The following is a 15,218-nucleotide window of genomic DNA, read 5'->3' as shown; positions in this document are numbered from 1 at the left end:
GAGCCTGTTCGTGGTCCGCGCCGCCGTACTGCCCGCCGTCGGAGCTCCGCTGGAGATCACCGACATCGTCCTGCCGGAGCCCGGCCCCGGCCAGGTGCGGATCGGTCTCGCCGCCGCCGGGGTCTGCCACTCCGACCTGTCCCTGTCCAACGGCACCATGCGCGTCCCGGTGCCCGCCGTCCTCGGCCACGAGGGGGCGGGCACCGTGCTGGCCGTCGGCGAGGGCGTCACGCACGTCGCGCCCGGCGACGGCGTCGTCCTCAACTGGGCCCCCTCCTGCGGCGTCTGCTTCCACTGCGGGATCGGTGAGGTGTGGCTCTGCGCCGACGCCCTCAAGGGAACCTCCCGCCTCCACGCCCGTACGGCGGACGGCACCGACCTCCACCCCGGCCTCAACGTCGCGGCCTTCGCCGAGGAGACCGTCGTCGCCGCCGACTGCGTCCTCCCCGCCCCCGACGGCATCCCGCTCACCGACGCCGCCCTCCTCGGCTGCGCGGTCCTGACCGGCTACGGGGCGGTCCACCACAGCGCCCGGGTCCGCGAGGGCGAGAGCGTCGTCGTCTTCGGCATCGGCGGCGTCGGCCTCGCCGTGCTCCAGGCCGCCCGGATCGCCGGAGCGTCCCGGATCATCGCGGTCGACGTCTCCCCGGCCAAGGAGGAGCTGGCCCGGCGGGCGGGGGCCACCGACTACGTCATCGCCTCCGCCACCACCCCGCGCGAGATCCGCAAACTGACCGGCGGCCAGGGCACGGACGTCGCGGTCGAGTGCGTCGGCCGCCCCGCGACCATCCGGGCCGCCTGGGAGTCCACCCGGCGCGGCGGGCGCACCACGGTCGTCGGGATCGGCGGCAAGGACCAGGAAGTCACCTTCAACGCCCTGGAGATCTTCCACTGGGGCCGGTCCCTGACGGGCTGCGTCTACGGCAACAGCAACCCGGCCCACGACCTGCCCGTACTCGCCGACCACATCCGCGCGGGCCGCTTCGACCTGTCGATGATGGTCACCGAGCACATCGCCCTGGACGGTATCCCCGCCGCCTTCGACAACATGATCGCGGGCAAGGGCGGCCGCGCGCTGGTGGTGTTCGACAGGATCTAGTAGTCCGTCGTCCGGGAGGTCGAGGCGACCGGCCCCAGCAGCCGGGCATCCATCTCGCCCTCCTCGAACAGCCGGGAGGCCGGGCCCACGATCAGCGGGTCCGGCTTCCCCACCACCTCCGGGTCCTTGCCCGGGTAGTCGAAGCGGTCCAGCACATGCCGCATCGCCTCCAGCCGGGCCCGCTTCTTGTCGTTGCTCTTCACCACCGTCCAGGGCGCGTCGGCCGTGTCGGTGTGGAAGAGCATCAGCTCCTTCGCCTCCGTGTACTCGTCCCACTTGTCCAGCGAGGCCAGGTCGACGGGGCTCAGCTTCCACTGCCGTACGGGGTCGATCTGCCGGATCATGAACCGGTTGCGCTGCTCGTTGCGGGAGACGGAGAACCAGAACTTCACCAGGTGGATGCCGTCCCGGGCGAGCATCCGCTCGAACCCCGGCGCCTGGTGCATGAACTCCAGGTACTCGCGGGTCGTGCAGAACCCCATCACCCGTTCCACGCCCGCCCGGTTGTACCAGGAGCGGTCGAACAGGACGATCTCCCCGGCGCTCGGCAGATGCGCCGTGTACCGCTGGAAGTACCACTGGGTGCGCTCGCGCTCGGTCGGCTTCTCCAGCGCCACCACCCGTGCGCCACGCGGGTTGAGGTGCTCGGTGAACCGCTTGATCGTGCCGCCCTTGCCCGCCGCGTCCCGGCCCTCGAAGAGGATCACCAGCCGCTCGTCGCGCTCCTTCACCCAGTGCTGGAGCTTCAGCAGCTCGATCTGGAGCGCCCGCTTGGCCTTGTCGTAGTCGCGGCGGCGCAGCTTGCGGTCGTACGGGTAGTCCTCGCGCCAGGCGTCGCGGGCGTGGCCCTGTGGCGTCACGAGGACCGGATCGTCGTCCCCGCTGTCGACCACGCCGAAGCCGTCCAGATACGCCCCGCCGTGCCGCGCCGCCCGCGCGCTCGCCTCGGAGGCGGGGGGCTTGTCGCGGCCCGCCCTGCCCTTGGCCCCGTTACGCCCGTTCCGCTTGGCGCTCCTCGTCATGACGGGATCCCTCCACCGGCCGTGCCGGATTTCCGCGTGTGGGCCCAGTCTGCTGACGGCTCCGGGAGACCGCCACCCCGGCCAGGCACAGCACCCCGCCGACGATGCCGAGCGGGGTCGGCACCTCGTCGAGCAGCACCCAGGCCATCCCCACGACGAGCGCCGGGACCGCGTACGTGGTCGCGCCCATCTTCCCCGCGGTGGTCCGGGCCAGCGCGTAGCCCCAGGTGGTGAAGGCCAGCGCGGTCGGGAAGACGCCCAGGTAGACCATGTTCAGGGTGGCGGACAGCGGGGCGTCGGCGGCCTCGGACACCAGCACCCCGGTGAACGGCAGACAGGCGACGGCCCCGATCAGGCAGCCGAAGGTGTTGATCTGGAGCGAGGAACCGTGGGCGAGGGCCGGCTTCTGGCTCACCACGCCCGCCGCGTACGCCACGGCGGCCAGCAGGCACAGCGCCACGCCCAGCACGGAGGAGCCGCCGTGCCCGGACATCGCCAGCCCGACCACGACCGCGCCCGCGAACGAGACGCCCATCCCCGGCAGCAGCCGGCGCGGCAGCCCCTCGCCGAGCATCCGGGCGCCGAGCAGGGCGATCAGGATGGGCCCGATGTTCACGAGCATCGCGGCCGTTCCGGCGTCGACCTCCTGCTCGCCCCAGTTCAGGGCGACCATGTACAGCCCGAACCACAGCACCCCCGAGGTGATGATCCCGGGCCAGGCGCCGCGCCCCGGGAGCCCCTCCCGGCGGACGATCAGGATCGCCCCGAGCACCAGAGTGCCCGCGAGCAGCCGGCCCAGGGCGAGCGCGCCGGGGGAGTAGGCCTCGCCCGCACTGCGGATGGAGACGAAGGCGGAGGCCCACAGCACGACGGTGGTGCAGGCGGCGGCGGGGGCGCGCCAGGGATGGGTGGTCGTGGTCATGGCCACGACCGTAAAGCCGAAACGCTTCGGCCCCCACCGAATTGTCGATCCCCGTCAAACGACGCCCCCCCCAGCCCGTCCCGCGTCCTCAGACGCCGGAGGACGGGCTGGAATGGCCCGGGCCGTCCGCAAGCGGGCCGTCAGGCGGCCGGGCCGCCAGCGGTGAGGGACGCGGGGTCGACGCCCAGCGCGTCCGACAGCGCCGCCACCCCCGCCGGCGTCACCCGCACCGCCCGCCCCGCCCCGAACCGCTCGCACCACCCCACCTCCAGCACATGCGCGCACAGCGCCGCCCCCGCCACCCCCGCCAGATGCGGCCGCCGCTCCGTCCAGTCCAGGCAGCCCCGCGCCAGGGGCCGCCGCCCGGACCGGTCCAGGGGGACGCCGAGCGCGGCGAACCAGTCCAGCGCCGCCTCGGTCAGCGCGAACCCGGTGTCCTGCCGCAGCAGCCCCCGTACGGTCATCGCCTCGGTGATCCGGATGCCGAGCCGCCCGGCGAGATGGTCGTAGCAGGTACGCCCCCGGGCCAGCGCACTCGCGGTACTCGCCGCCCGCAGGGACCGGGGCGGATCCGGAGCGCCGGTCATCGTGTGCGACGCCAGCTCCTCCACCAGATGCGCCGCCCGCTCGTCGGCCAGCCGGACATAGCGGTGGCGGCCCTGCCGTTCCTCGGCGAGCAGCCCGCCCGCGACCAGCCGTCCCAGGTGCTCGCTGGCCGTGGACGGGGCGACCCCGGCGTACCGGGCCAGCTCGCCGGCGGTCCAGGCCCGCCCGTCCAGCAGCGCCAGGCAGAAGGAGGCGCGGGTCTCGTCCGCGAGGAGGGCGGCCAGCGCGGCGAGGCGTACGGCGGTGGAGTCGTGCGGCCGCGGCCGGGGGGAACGGTCCATACGTCCAGCGTGCGTCACGGACGGTTCGGCGCCGGCCGAACCGTCACCGCGTCATCGCCCACCGGCCGCGCGTACTGCTCGTACTGGATCGCCAGCCCGTCCAGCAACGCCCGCAGCCCCGTCTCGAAGGCCCCCTCGTCCACCTGCCGGCGGTGGTCGGCCAGCAGGTGGGCCTGGCCGAGGTGCGGGTAGTCGGCGGGGTCGTAGGCGGTCTCGTCGTCGACGAAACCCCCGGCGAAGGAGCCCAGCGCCGAGCCGGTGATGAAATACCGCATCAGCGCCCCGATCCGGGTCGCCTGCGCGGGCGGCCACCCCGCCCCCACCATCGCCCCGAACACCGCGTCGGCCACCCGCAGCCCCGCCGGGCGGCGGCCGGGCCCCCGGGCGAGGACCGGGACGATGTGCGGGTGCGCGGCGAGGGCGGCCCGGTAGGACAGCGCCCAGTCGTGCAGGGCCTCCCGCCAGTCCCGCGGGTCCGACTCCTCGAACATCGACAGATCGACCTGCGCGGAGACCGCGTCGGCGACGGCGTCGAGGATCTCCTCCTTGTTGCGGAAGTGGTTGTAGAGCGAGGGGCCGCTGACGCCCAGCACGGCCGCCAGCCGACGGGTGGAGACGGCGTCGAGCCCCTCGGCGTCGACGAGCGCGCTCGCCGCCCCGACGATGCGGTCTCTGCTGAGGAGGGGCTTGCGCGGTCGGGCCATGCGGCTCATAGTAGGCCCTGCGAACCGGAAACTAGCAGTGCTAATTAAGTGATCGTGGGAAGCGGGGTGGCGCACGATGGACCTGGCGCTCAGCGAGGAGCAGGAAGCCGTCCGGAAGCTGGCCGAGGACTTCGTCGCCCGCGAGGTCACCCCGCATGTCGTCGCGTGGGACCGGGCCGAGAATGTCGACAGGTCGATCGTCGGCAAGCTCGGGGAGCTCGGCTTCCTCGGGCTGACCGTCCCCGAGGAGTACGGCGGCTCCGGCGGTGACCACCTCTCCTACTGCCTGGTCACCGAGGAGCTGGGACGCGGCGACTCGTCGGTGCGCGGCATCGTCTCCGTCTCGCTCGGCCTCGTCGCCAAGACCATCGCGTCCTGGGGGAGCGAGGAGCAGAAGCGGCAGTGGCTGCCCCGGCTCACCTCCGGCGAGGCGATCGGCTGCTTCGGCCTCACCGAGCCCGGCACCGGTTCGGACGCCGGGAACCTCGTCACCAGGGCCGTCCGCGACGGCGGTGACTACGTGATCAACGGCACCAAGATGTTCATCACCAACGGCACCTGGGCCGATGTCGTCCTGCTCTTCGCGCGCACGAACGACAGCCCCGGCCACCGCGGCGTCTCCGCCTTCCTCGTTTCCGCCGACACCCCCGGCCTCTCCCGCCGCACCGTCCACGGCAAGCTGGGCCTGCGCGGCCAGGCCACCGCCGAACTGGTCCTTCAGGACGTCCGGATCCCCGCGTCCTGCCTCCTCGGCCCCGAGGGCAAGGGCTTCTCCATCGCCATGTCCGCCCTCGCCAAGGGGCGCATGTCGGTCGCGGCGGGCTGCGTCGGCATCGCCCAGGCCGCCCAGGACGCCGCCGTGCGCTACGCCGGTGAACGCGAGCAGTTCGGCAAGGCCATCGCCCGCCACCAGCTCGTCCAGGAGCTGCTGAGCGACATCGCCGTGGACGTGGACGCCGCCCGGCTGCTGACCTGGCGGGTCGCCGATCTGATCGACCGCGGCCAGGAATTCGCCACCGCCGCCTCCAAGGCCAAGCTGTACGCCTCGGAGGCCGCCGTCCGCTGCGCCAACAACGCCCTCCAGGTCTTCGGCGGCTACGGCTACATCGACGAGTACCCGGTCGGCAAACTGCTGCGGGACGCCCGCGTGATGACGCTCTACGAAGGCACCAGTCAGATCCAGAAGCTGATCATCGGCCGCGCGCTCACCGGCGTCTCCGCCTTCTGACCTGCTTCTCCGCCCTCCGGCCGGCGCCTGGACCCGTACGGGTGTCCGCGTACGGGGTGTCTGAGTACGCACCTGAGCCGGCCTGAGTACGGGGGCGGATGTGGCGTGCGCCACCTCGGCCGATGCTGAGCCCATGAGTGACACGACAACGGTCAAGCAGCAGAGCACCGCGGCCTTCTACGTCCAGGCCGTGGCCTCCTTCATGGTGGCGATCGGCGCGGTCGCCTTCGGTATCTTCTTCCTCGACGCCGACGCCTGGGTGCGCGGATTCCTCGCGATCGGCGTGCTCTACCTGGTCACGTCCTGCTTCACCCTCGCCAAGGTGATCAGAGACCGGCAGGAGGCCGGCCAGATCCACAGCCGGGTCGACCAGGCGCGGCTGGAGAAGATCCTCGCCGAGCACGACCCCTTCCAGAAGCTCTGACCCCGGGCACCATCGGCCGGACGGCCCCTAAGCGCTTGCTCAGGTTCGGGGTATGGTGTTCGTCCTGCTGACGGAGAGGGGTCCTGGGCGATGAGTGCGGCGGAGGAGACGACCGGCGAGGAGACGCCGTGGGGCGAGGTCACCCCCGAGGCGGCCAGGCGGCTCCTCGTCGCAGCCGTGGACGCCTTCGCCGAGCGCGGGTACCACGCGACCACCACCCGTGACATCGCCGGCCGGGCCGGAATGAGCCCGGCCGCGCTCTACATCCACTTCAAGACCAAGGAAGAGCTGCTCCACCGGATCAGCAAGATCGGCCACGAGCGGGCGCTGTGCGTCCTCGACACCGAGGCGGACCGGGACGGCACGGCCGCCGAGCGGCTCGCCGGGGCCGTCCGCTCCTTCGTCCGCTGGCACGCGGAGCGCCACACCACCGCCCGGGTCGTGCAGTACGAGCTCGACGCGCTGGGCGAGGAGCACCGCACCGAGATCGTCGCGCTGCGGCGCAGGAGCGACGCGGTGGTGCGCCGGATCATCAACGAAGGGGTGCGGGACGGCGAGTTCGACGTCCCCGACGTCTCCGGCACCACGCTCGCGGTGCTGTCCCTCTGCATCGACGTGGCCCGCTGGTTCAACGCCCGGGGCAGCCGTACGCCCGACGAGGTCGGCGAGTTGTACGCCGACCTCGTCCTGCGGATGGTCGGGGCGCGTACGGCCCCGGACCCGAAGTAGCCGCTGGAGATCAGAAGTAGTAGCGGGACACCGACTCCGCGACACAGGCCGGCTTCTCGCCGCCCTCGCGCTCGACGGTGACGACCGCCGTGACCTGCACGCCGCCGCCCACCTCCGTGACGTCCCGGAGCACCGCCGTGGCCCGCAGCCGTGAGCCGACCGGGACGGTCGAGGGGAAACGGACCTTGTTGGTCCCGTAGTTGATGCCCATCTTCATGCCCTCGACCCGCATCACCTGCGGTACCAGCGCGGGCAGCAGCGACAGCGTCAGATAGCCGTGCGCGATGGTCGTCCCGAACGGGCCGTCCTTCGCCCGCTCCGGGTCCACGTGGATCCACTGGTGGTCGCCGGTCGCCTCGGCGAACCGGTCGATCCTCTCCTGCTCGATCTCCAGCCAGTCGCTGTGTCCCAGCTGCTCGCCCACTCCGTCCTGCAGCTCCTGCGTGGAGGTGAAGATCCTCGGCTCTGCCATGTTCCCGGTCCCTGCCTTCCGGCTCGCCGCGCCGTCCGGCGCGATGTCTAAGCGCTTGCTCAGCATCGTGTGGGCGGCCCGTCCCTGTCAACGACGTGGCAGTAGGTTTGAGGGGTGCCCCAGATCCCACAGACACTCCACGAACTCTCGGTCGGCCAGCTCTCGGCGCGCAGCGGCGCGGCCGTCTCGGCCCTGCACTTCTACGAGTCCAAGGGCCTGATCACCAGCAGCCGCACCAGCGGCAACCAGCGCCGCTACACGCGTGACGCGCTGCGGCGGGTCGCCTTCGTCCGGGCGGCCCAGCGCGTCGGCATTCCGCTGGCCACGATCCGGGACGCGCTCGCCGCGCTGCCCGAGGAGCGCACGCCGAACCGCGAGGACTGGGCCCGCCTCTCCGAGACGTGGCGCAAGGAACTGGACGAGCGCATCACGCAGTTGCACCGGCTGCGCGACCATCTCACCGACTGCATCGGCTGCGGCTGTCTCTCGCTGGAGACCTGTGTGCTCTCCAACCCCGACGACATCAACGGCGAGAAGATCACCGGCTCCCGGCTGATGCCCGAACGCAAGCAGCCGACCGAACATCGCGCTTAGCGCCGAACGCGGTCGTGGTCACTTCAGGCGGCGACCGCGGCCGGCCTCCGGTGCCGGGGCAGCCGGGCCCTGGCCAGCGTGCGGTCGGTCAGCGCGGGCTGCGGCACCGCGATCCCGCAGCCCGTGCACACCGGGCCCGCCCACGGCTCCTCGCCCCGCTCCTGCCGCCACTCGATGCCCGTGTCGGCGCAGACCGGACAGGCCGAGCCGGGGTCGGAACCGAGGGCCGCGATCAGGCGGCGCAGGACCTCCGCGAGCGGCTCCGTGGGATGGACCTGCGGGTCGGTGCAGCGGGCCACACCATGGCCGCCCCAGGTGCGCCGGTGCCAGTCGTCGAACGCGGCGGGCCGCCGCAGCCCTGCGTGCTTCTCGCGCCGCCGCCGCTCCGCGAACCCCGCCTCGTACGCGAGCCAGACGGCCCGCGCCTCCTCCAGCTCGTCCAGCGCGCGCATCAGGCGCACCGGATCGGGCGCCCGGTCCTCGGGGTGGATCCCGTGCCGGGCGCACAGGTGGTCCCAGGTCGCCCGGTGCCCGTACGGGGCGAACCGCTCCAGGCACTTCCGCAGCGAATACCGCCGCAGGGCCAGATCGCCCCGCGGATCTCGGACCTGTCTCGCAAGACTCCGGAAACCGGCCATGCCACCGCCACCTCCGTCGCTCGTCCTTGGACGTCATGGAATGGACGTACGCCTGCCCGTTTCGGCTCCATCGAAAGATGAGATCCATCCATTGGCCGAGAATCCCCATGTGGGACGGGGTGTCGCGGGTGGAAGCGGAGCGGCGCACGGACGGGTGGTGCGCGGGCGCGCGTTCCCGGGAGGTGTGCGGCGGATGGCGAGATCCCCTGGCGCCGGTGCGGCCCCCCGGGGCTGGCTTCCCGTAGGACCACAGCTCGACCGCGCCTCGAAGTGATCCCCCCCGGCCAGGCGCTCGACGCCTGTCGGCTGGAAGTCGCACCCGCGCAGCGCACGCTCGTCTCCCGGTCGCGCAGTCCCTGGCCGACGCCCACGCGCATCCCGGCCCCGCCCGGCCCCGGCTGATCTGTGACGGTGAGCGTGCCGTCGGTTTCGCGAGGGGGTACTCCGACCCCCCGTTCGGCGTCGAGACCCGGACCTCACGGCAGCCTGACCCGGCAGAGGCCCTACCCTCCGTACCGCAGATACCTCCGCCGCTTCGCCCGGAACGCCGACAGGTCCCGCTGCCAGGCCCGTACGACCTCGTCGGTGTCCGCGCCCGCGTCGATCATCGTGCGGACCCGGGTGTTCCCGGTGAGCTTGTCGATCCAGTTGTCCGGCCGCCAGGCGAAGCCGCTCCACGTCCGCTTCGCGGTCACCAGCAGGGCGATCCCGGTGCGGACCGGGTCGAAGACCTCCCGGTCCTGGACGTGGAGCTGGACCCCGCCCACGGTCTTCCCCTGGAACTTGGAGAACGTCGGGGCGAAGTACGCCTCCCGGAAGGCGACCCCGGGCAGCTCCAGCGCGTTCGCCGCGGCCGCCCAGCGGTGGTCGATGCCCTCCGCGCCGAGGAGTTCGAACGGGCGCGTGGTGCCCCGGCCCTCGGAGAGGTTCGTGCCCTCGAAGAGGCAGGTTCCGGAGTAGACGAGAGCCGTCTCGGGCGTCGGCATGTTCGGGCTCGGCGGCACCCACGGCAGCCCGGTGTCGTCGAAGAAGTCCGAGCGCCGCCACCCCGACATCGTCACCACGTCCAGCCGCACCGGATTCTCGTGCAGGAACTCCGCGTTGAAGAACAGCGCCAGCTCAGCCACCGTCATCCCGTGCGCCTGGGCGATCTCCCGGCGGCCGACGAACGTGGCGAACGCCGGGTCCAGCACCGGGCCCAGCGCCGCCCGCCCGGTCACCGGGTTGGGCCGGTCCAGCACGACGAGGCGCTTGCCCGCCAGCGCCGCCGCCTCCATGCAGTCGTACAGCGTCCAGATGTACGTGTAGAAGCGCGCGCCCGCGTCCTGGATGTCGAAGAGGACCGTGTCCACGCCCGAGGCGCTGAAGATGTCCGCGAGCGGCTGCCCGCTCTTGAGGTACGTGTCGTAGACCGGCAGCCCGGTCGCCGGGTCGTCGTAGCGGCCCTCGGAGCCGCCCGCCTGCGCGGTGCCCCGGAACCCGTGCTCGGGGCCGAAGACGGCGGTCAGGTCCACCCGCTCGTCCGGGTGCATCACGTCGACGATGTGCCGGACGTCGGCCGTGACGCCGGTCGGGTTGGTGACGATCCCGACCTTCTGGCCCCGCAGCATCCGGTAGCCGTCGGCCGCCAGCCGGTCGAAGCCGGTACGCACCCGGCCGCGCCCGTGCCCGGATTCGCGCCCGGGGGCGGCGGAGGCGGGGCCGGCGCCGGCCGCCGTCGCCGCGAGCGCCCCCATCGCGCCTCCCGCGGCCAGCACACCACGTCGGGACAGGCTCATTCCGCTACCTCCATGATCGCGCCGACTGTCATGGCCACGCACGCTAGCGCGGGCCGGGGCCGCGGGGAACGACCTGGGCCGCGCCGATTCCCCGAACCGCCCGCCGGGTCCCTTCCCGGCCCTTCCCGAACGCGGACCGACCCCTTCCCGATGACATACCGACCGGTTAGTCTGCCCGTGCAGCCGGATCGGAGAGGCGGGATGACGATGGGTACGGTGCAGGGCGCCGGCGTGGTGGTCACGGGGGCCGGAGGCGGCATCGGCGCCGCTCTGGCCCGCAGGTTCGCCGCCGGAGGGGCGCGGGTCGTCGTCAACGACCTCGACCTCGCGCGGATCGAACCGCTCGCGAAGGAGATCGGCGGCATCGCCGTCGCCGGGGACGCCTCGGGGATCGTGGACGCCGCCCGGGAGGCGCTGGACGGCACGGTCGACATCTACTGCGCCAACGCGGGTCTCGCCTCGCCCGGCGACGCGTTCGCCGACGAGGAGGTCTGGGCCGCCGCCTGGGACGTCAATGTGATGGCCCACGTCCGCGCGGCCAAGGCCCTTCTGCCGGACTGGCTGGAGCGCGGCAGCGGGCGGTTCGTCACCACCGCCTCCGCCGCCGGACTGCTGACGATGATCGGCGCGGCCCCGTACAGCGTCACCAAGCACGGGGCGGTGGCCTTCGCCGAGTGGCTCTCGCTCACCTACCGCCACCGCGGGATCAAGGTCCACGCGATCTGTCCGCAGGGCGTGCGCACCGACATGCTCACCGCCGCCGGGTCGGCCGGCGAGCTGGTCCTCGCCCCCGGCGCCATCGAGCCGGACGCCGTCGCCGACGCCCTGTTCGAGGCGATGGAGGCCGACCGCTTCCTGGTCCTGCCGCACCCCGAGGTGGCGGACTACTACCAGGCCCGCGCCGCCGACCCCGACCGGTGGATGCGCGGGATGAACCGGCTCCAGCGGCAGTGGGAGGAGGGGAGCGGAGCATGAGCGACCCCACGGCCCCCGGCCTCTCCCCTTCCGGGGCACCCGCCGGTTCCGTCTACGCCGCCCGGCCCTGGCTCACCCTGCTCAGCGAGGCCCAGCGCGCCCCCGTCACCCCGCCCCCGACCGTGCTCCACGCCTGGCGGGCGGCCGTGGACCGGGCCCCGGACCACCCGGCCCTGGCCTACTTCGACGGACGGCTGCGCTACCGCGAGACCGACGAGCTGTCCGACTCGGTGGCCGGGTACCTCGCCGCCCGGGGGCTGTGCCGCGGCGACCGGGTCGCGATCATGCTCCAGAACAGCCCGCACTTCGTCCTCGCGCTGCTCGGCGCGTGGAAGGCGGGAGCCACCGTCGTACCGCTCAACCCGATGTACAAGGCGGGCGAGGTCGGCCATGTCCTCGCCGACGCCGGGGTCACCGCGCTGATCTGCTCGGACCGGGCGTGGGACGCGTACCTCCGGGACACCGCGGCGGCCGCCCCGGACCTCCGTATCGCGCTGACCGCCTGCGAGCTGGACCTCCAGAGCGTGAACGACCCGCGCGTCCTCGGCTTCGACCGGCTCCCGGCCCCCGGGCCCGACGACCTCGCGGACGATCTGCTGGCCGCCGCCCGCGCCGGTGACCCGGCCCCGGCGGACCGCGGTCTCACCGCCGAGGACGTGGCGCTGATCAGCTACACCTCCGGCACCAGTGGCACCCCCAAGGGCGCGATGAACGCCCACGGCAACATCATGGTCAACGCCGAACGCCAGCGCACCGGCCATCCGGTCCCCGAGGGCTCCGCCTACTTCGCGCTCGCCCCGCTCTTCCACATCACCGGCATGGTCTGCCAGCTCTCCGCCTGCATCGCCAACGCGGGCACCCTCGTCCTCACCCACCGCTTCGAGGCGGGCGTCGTCCTGGAGGCCTTCGCCGCGCACCGCCCCGCCTACACCGTCGGGCCCTCCACCGCCTTCATGGCGCTGGCCGCGCACCCGGACGTCACCCCGGACCACTTCTCCTCGTTCCGGGTGATCTCCTCCGGCGGCGCGCCCCTGCCGCCCGCGCTGGTGGAGAAGTTCCGCGCGGACTTCGGCCCGTACATCCGCAACGGCTACGGGCTCACCGAGTGCACCGCCCCCTGCGCAGCGGTCCCGCCCGAGCACGAGGCCCCCGTGGATCCGGTCTCCGGCACCCTCTCCGTCGGGGTGCCCGGACCCGACACCGTCGTCCGGATCCTCGACGAGGAGGGGCGGGAGGTGCCCCTCGGGGAGCAGGGCGAGATCGCGGTGCGCGGTCCCCAGGTCGTCTCCGGCTACTGGAACCTCCCCGAGGCCACCGCCGCCGCCTTCCCGGACGGCGAGCTGCGCACCGGTGACATCGGGTTCATGGACGCGGCGGGCTGGCTCTACGTCGTGGACCGCAAGAAGGACATGATCAACGCCTCCGGGTTCAAGGTGTGGCCCCGTGAGGTGGAGGATGTCCTCTACACCCACCCGGCGGTGCGGGAGGCGGCCGTCGTCGGCGTGCCCGACGCCTACCGGGGGGAGACGGTCCGGGCGTACGTGAGCCTGCGTCCGGGGGCCTCGGTGGCCCCCGGCGAGCTGGGCGCGTACTGCGAGGAACGGCTCGCCGCGTACAAGTATCCGCGCGAGGTGGAGATCCTGACCGAGCTGCCGAAGACGACGAGTGGGAAGATCCTCAGGCGGGAACTGCGTTCCCTCCGTTAGAACAGCGTCGAAACAGCTCATGCACAGTACGAAAGGAAGGTGGCGGCTCATGGCCAAGGCGACGGACCAGAACGGCACTCCCGTCCCCCAGAGGCTGCTGGCCGCCGCCACCCGGCTCTTCGCCGAGCGCGGGTACGACCGCACCTCGGTCCAGGAGATCGTCGAGGCGGCGGGCGTCACCAAGGGGGCGCTCTACCACTACTTCGGCTCCAAGGAGGACCTGCTCCAGGAGGTCTACGCCCGGGTGCTGCGGCTCCAGCAGGAGCGCCTGGACGCCTTCGCGGACGCCGAGGCCCCCGTAGAGCAGCGGCTGCGGGACGCGGCGGCCGACGTGGTCGTCACGACCATCGACAACCTGGACGACGCCGCGATCTTCTTCCGCTCCATGCACCACCTGAGCCCCGAGAAGAACAAGCAGGTGCGCGTCGAGCGCCGCCGCTACCACGAGCGCTTCAGGGCGCTGATCGAGGAGGGGCAGAACAGCGGTGTGTTCTCCTCCGCCACCCCCGCCGACCTGGTCGTCGACTACCACTTCGGATCCGTTCACCACCTCTCCACCTGGTACCGCCCGGACGGCCCGCTCAGCCGCCAGGAGGTCGCCGACCACCTCGCGGACCTGCTGTTGCGGGCCCTGCGCCCGTAGGGGCTGCCTGACACATGATTACCCCGTGGACTCGCGGAGCCAGAGGATCAAGGAAGCCAGGACAACTCCGGCACGGTAGCGGTCGCCGAGCTTGTCGAAGCGGGTCGCGATCGCGCGGAACTGCTTGAGGCGGGCGAAGCATCTTTCGACGACGTTGCGGTCGCGGTAGGTGACCTTGTCGAAGGTTGGCGGTCGGCCGCCGAGGGCTCCGCGTCCATGGCGGCCGTTCACATCCCCCTTCTGCGGGCGCCGACTGCGTGCTGGTGGGCTCGGTCGATGGTGGAGTCGACGGAGACGGTCCATTCCACCCGGCCCACCGCGTCATCGTGGACCTGAACGTGTTCCAGCGACCGTGCCCAGGTGCCGTCCGCCTCCCAGCGGGCGAACCGCTCGTGGACGGTCTGCCACGGCCCGAACCGGTCGGGAAGATCCCGCCACGGAGCCCCGGTCCGCAGCCGCCACAGCACCCCGTTGACCACCTGCCGGTGATCACGCCACGGACGGCCCCGTCCGTCCACCTGAGGCAAAAGGGGCTCTATCCGCCTCCATGCCGCATCCGTCAACCCACCTCGACCTGCCACAAGATCAATGATCAGACCGGCTATAGGGTCCTGCCCGTGGTGAATCATCAGGACGAGACCAGGACGGCCTACGACGGTGTCGTCGAGCTGTACGCATCGCTGTTCGCGAACCGGCTGGAAACACAGCCCTTCTCCCGGGCCATGATCGGCACCTTCGCCGAACTGGTGCGCGCGACGGGCAACCTGCGGACAGCGGACGTCGGGTGCGGTCCCGGACATCTGACAGCCATGCTGCACGAACTCGGCCTGGACGCCTTCGGACTCGACCTCGCCCCCGGCATGGTCGACCACGCCCGGCAGGCCCATCCGGCGCTGCGCTTCCAAGAGGCGCGGATGGAATCCCTGCCGATCGAGGACGCCGCGCTCGGCGGCGTGCTGGCCCACTACTCCATGATTCACACCCCTCCGGGGGAACTGCCAAAGCTGCTCGCCGAACAGGTACGCGTCCTGGCACCGAACGGTCTGCTCCTGGTCTCCTTCTTCGGGACCGACGGACAAGTACCGGTCCGGTTCGACCACAAGGTGGCGCCCGCCTACAGCTGGCCGGTGGACCGCCTCGCCGAACTGCTGGGCGATGCTGGGCTCGATCCCTTCGCCCGCCTGCTCCACGATCCAGCCTCTGATCGGGGCTTCCTCGACGCCCATCTACTGGCCCGCCGTTCGTAGCCACGGCCCAGTCCCCCCAGCCGATCGGCGCACCTCCGGATTGCCGGCTCAGCCGAATCTCTCTGATCAGACCGGAATTGTCAGACACCCCCTAGAGATCGTCTTCAAAGGTCAGATCCAGAGCAGGATTGAGGCGATGGTGACGGCCGC

Annotated in this window: 16 protein-coding genes and 1 pseudogene; 9 read left to right on the top strand and 8 right to left on the bottom strand. The window is 72.2% G+C overall.

Translation table 11 applies throughout. The features are described 5' to 3' along the window. Nucleotides 1-10 precede the first annotated feature (10 nt). On the top strand, nucleotides 11-1,099 hold the full coding sequence (locus tag IE145_RS25235) for a Zn-dependent alcohol dehydrogenase (RefSeq protein ID WP_189527748.1): 1,089 nt from the start codon (nucleotides 11-13) through the stop codon (nucleotides 1,097-1,099). Here IE145_RS25235 and ppk2 read toward each other — a convergent pair. The 4 genes from ppk2 to IE145_RS25215 form a co-directional block, all read right to left on the bottom strand. Then, a complete protein-coding gene (gene ppk2 / locus IE145_RS25230) occupies nucleotides 1,096-2,121 on the bottom strand; it encodes a polyphosphate kinase 2 (RefSeq protein WP_189527747.1) in 1,026 nt (341 codons plus the stop codon). The two genes, IE145_RS25235 and ppk2, sit on opposite strands and share 4 nt — an antisense overlap. After that, on the bottom strand, nucleotides 2,090-3,043 hold the full coding sequence (locus tag IE145_RS25225; RefSeq protein ID WP_189527746.1) for a DMT family transporter: 954 nt from the start codon (nucleotides 3,041-3,043) through the stop codon (nucleotides 2,090-2,092). Before IE145_RS25225 ends, ppk2 begins: the two co-directional genes overlap by 32 nt. A 140-nt stretch (nucleotides 3,044-3,183) precedes the next feature. Continuing rightward, entirely contained in the window at nucleotides 3,184-3,930 is a 747-nt protein-coding gene (locus IE145_RS25220; RefSeq protein WP_189527745.1) for an ArsR/SmtB family transcription factor, read from the bottom strand. 14 nt (nucleotides 3,931-3,944) lie between these two features. Next, nucleotides 3,945-4,634 (bottom strand): TetR/AcrR family transcriptional regulator, encoded by a 690-nt coding sequence (locus IE145_RS25215; protein ID WP_189527744.1) that lies wholly within the window; start codon nucleotides 4,632-4,634, stop codon nucleotides 3,945-3,947. A 76-nt stretch (nucleotides 4,635-4,710) separates the two neighbouring features. Here IE145_RS25215 and IE145_RS25210 point away from each other — a divergent pair, with 76 nt between their 5' ends. The 3 genes from IE145_RS25210 (at nucleotide 4,711) to IE145_RS25200 (ending at nucleotide 7,015) form a co-directional block, all read left to right on the top strand. Next, entirely contained in the window at nucleotides 4,711-5,862 is a 1,152-nt protein-coding gene (locus IE145_RS25210; protein WP_189527743.1) for an acyl-CoA dehydrogenase family protein, read from the top strand. A 133-nt stretch (nucleotides 5,863-5,995) separates the two neighbouring features. After that, a complete protein-coding gene (locus IE145_RS25205; RefSeq protein ID WP_189527742.1) occupies nucleotides 5,996-6,286 on the top strand; it encodes a YiaA/YiaB family inner membrane protein in 291 nt (96 codons plus the stop codon). Nucleotides 6,287-6,376: 90 nt separating this feature from the next. Then, nucleotides 6,377-7,015, top strand: coding sequence for a TetR/AcrR family transcriptional regulator (locus IE145_RS25200; protein WP_189527741.1), 639 nt, complete (start codon nucleotides 6,377-6,379; stop codon nucleotides 7,013-7,015). A gap of 10 nt (nucleotides 7,016-7,025) precedes the next feature. Here the strand turns inward: IE145_RS25200 and IE145_RS25195 are convergent, their stop codons facing one another. Further along, nucleotides 7,026-7,487: a MaoC family dehydratase gene (locus IE145_RS25195; protein WP_189527740.1), complete on the bottom strand. Its 462-nt coding sequence runs from the start codon at nucleotides 7,485-7,487 to the stop codon at nucleotides 7,026-7,028. Between the two features lie 114 nt (nucleotides 7,488-7,601). On the opposite strand from IE145_RS25195, the gene soxR reads away from it, so the two are divergent. Next, entirely contained in the window at nucleotides 7,602-8,081 is a 480-nt protein-coding gene (gene soxR / locus IE145_RS25190; protein ID WP_189527739.1) for a redox-sensitive transcriptional activator SoxR, read from the top strand. A 23-nt stretch (nucleotides 8,082-8,104) separates the two neighbouring features. On the opposite strand, the gene IE145_RS25185 is transcribed toward soxR, so the two are convergent. Both IE145_RS25185 and IE145_RS25180 read right to left on the bottom strand, forming a co-directional pair. Further along, nucleotides 8,105-8,719, bottom strand: a complete 615-nt coding sequence (locus IE145_RS25185; protein ID WP_189527738.1) for a hypothetical protein — start codon at nucleotides 8,717-8,719, stop codon at nucleotides 8,105-8,107. Nucleotides 8,720-9,222: 503 nt separating this feature from the next. Beyond that, on the bottom strand, nucleotides 9,223-10,497 hold the full coding sequence (locus IE145_RS25180) for an exo-beta-N-acetylmuramidase NamZ family protein (protein ID WP_189527737.1): 1,275 nt from the start codon (nucleotides 10,495-10,497) through the stop codon (nucleotides 9,223-9,225). A 201-nt stretch (nucleotides 10,498-10,698) separates the two neighbouring features. Here IE145_RS25180 and IE145_RS25175 point away from each other — a divergent pair, with 201 nt between their 5' ends. From IE145_RS25175 to IE145_RS25165, 3 genes are read left to right on the top strand one after another with little or no spacing between them, the layout of a single operon-like run. Continuing rightward, complete coding sequence (locus IE145_RS25175; RefSeq protein ID WP_189527736.1) at nucleotides 10,699-11,472, top strand: SDR family oxidoreductase; 774 nt, start codon at nucleotides 10,699-10,701, stop codon at nucleotides 11,470-11,472. Then, nucleotides 11,469-13,178 carry an AMP-binding protein gene (locus tag IE145_RS25170; RefSeq protein ID WP_189527735.1) on the top strand — a complete coding sequence of 570 codons (1,710 nt, stop codon included), beginning with the start codon at nucleotides 11,469-11,471 and terminating at the stop codon, nucleotides 13,176-13,178. Before IE145_RS25175 ends, IE145_RS25170 begins: the two co-directional genes overlap by 4 nt. Nucleotides 13,179-13,227: 49 nt before the next feature. Continuing rightward, a complete protein-coding gene (locus IE145_RS25165) occupies nucleotides 13,228-13,821 on the top strand; it encodes a TetR/AcrR family transcriptional regulator (protein ID WP_010057064.1) in 594 nt (197 codons plus the stop codon). An 18-nt stretch (nucleotides 13,822-13,839) separates the two neighbouring features. Here the strand turns inward: IE145_RS25165 and IE145_RS25160 are convergent. After that, nucleotides 13,840-14,402 (bottom strand): annotated as a pseudogene (locus IE145_RS25160) (IS5 family transposase). 36 nt (nucleotides 14,403-14,438) lie between these two features. Between IE145_RS25160 and IE145_RS25155 the strand changes: the two are divergent. Further along, on the top strand, nucleotides 14,439-15,068 hold the full coding sequence (locus IE145_RS25155) for a class I SAM-dependent methyltransferase (protein ID WP_189527734.1): 630 nt from the start codon (nucleotides 14,439-14,441) through the stop codon (nucleotides 15,066-15,068). Nucleotides 15,069-15,218: the final 150 nt, after the last annotated feature.

It is taken from the genome of Streptomyces sindenensis (assembly GCF_014649035.1).
GTDB classification, from domain to species: Bacteria; Actinomycetota; Actinomycetes; order Streptomycetales; family Streptomycetaceae; genus Streptomyces; species Streptomyces sindenensis.
This window is presented reverse-complemented; position numbering and strand designations above follow the sequence as displayed.

Excerpts from the sequence above, each read along its gene's own strand:
- ppk2 (WP_189527747.1), bottom strand. The coding sequence starts at position 2,121 with ATGACGAGGAGCGCCAAGCGGAACGGGCGTAACGGGGCCAAGGGCAGG.
- IE145_RS25225 (WP_189527746.1), bottom strand. The coding sequence starts at position 3,043 with ATGACCACGACCACCCATCCCTGGCGCGCCCCCGCCGCCGCCTGCACC.
- IE145_RS25220 (WP_189527745.1), bottom strand. The coding sequence starts at position 3,930 with ATGGACCGTTCCCCCCGGCCGCGGCCGCACGACTCCACCGCCGTACGC.
- IE145_RS25215 (WP_189527744.1), bottom strand. The coding sequence starts at position 4,634 with ATGGCCCGACCGCGCAAGCCCCTCCTCAGCAGAGACCGCATCGTCGGG.
- IE145_RS25210 (WP_189527743.1), top strand. The coding sequence starts at position 4,711 with ATGGACCTGGCGCTCAGCGAGGAGCAGGAAGCCGTCCGGAAGCTGGCC.
- IE145_RS25205 (WP_189527742.1), top strand. The coding sequence starts at position 5,996 with ATGAGTGACACGACAACGGTCAAGCAGCAGAGCACCGCGGCCTTCTAC.
- IE145_RS25200 (WP_189527741.1), top strand. The coding sequence starts at position 6,377 with ATGAGTGCGGCGGAGGAGACGACCGGCGAGGAGACGCCGTGGGGCGAG.
- IE145_RS25195 (WP_189527740.1), bottom strand. The coding sequence starts at position 7,487 with ATGGCAGAGCCGAGGATCTTCACCTCCACGCAGGAGCTGCAGGACGGA.
- IE145_RS25185 (WP_189527738.1), bottom strand. The coding sequence starts at position 8,719 with ATGGCCGGTTTCCGGAGTCTTGCGAGACAGGTCCGAGATCCGCGGGGC.
- IE145_RS25180 (WP_189527737.1), bottom strand. The coding sequence starts at position 10,497 with ATGAGCCTGTCCCGACGTGGTGTGCTGGCCGCGGGAGGCGCGATGGGG.
- IE145_RS25175 (WP_189527736.1), top strand. The coding sequence starts at position 10,699 with ATGACGATGGGTACGGTGCAGGGCGCCGGCGTGGTGGTCACGGGGGCC.
- IE145_RS25170 (WP_189527735.1), top strand. The coding sequence starts at position 11,469 with ATGAGCGACCCCACGGCCCCCGGCCTCTCCCCTTCCGGGGCACCCGCC.
- IE145_RS25165 (WP_010057064.1), top strand. The coding sequence starts at position 13,228 with ATGGCCAAGGCGACGGACCAGAACGGCACTCCCGTCCCCCAGAGGCTG.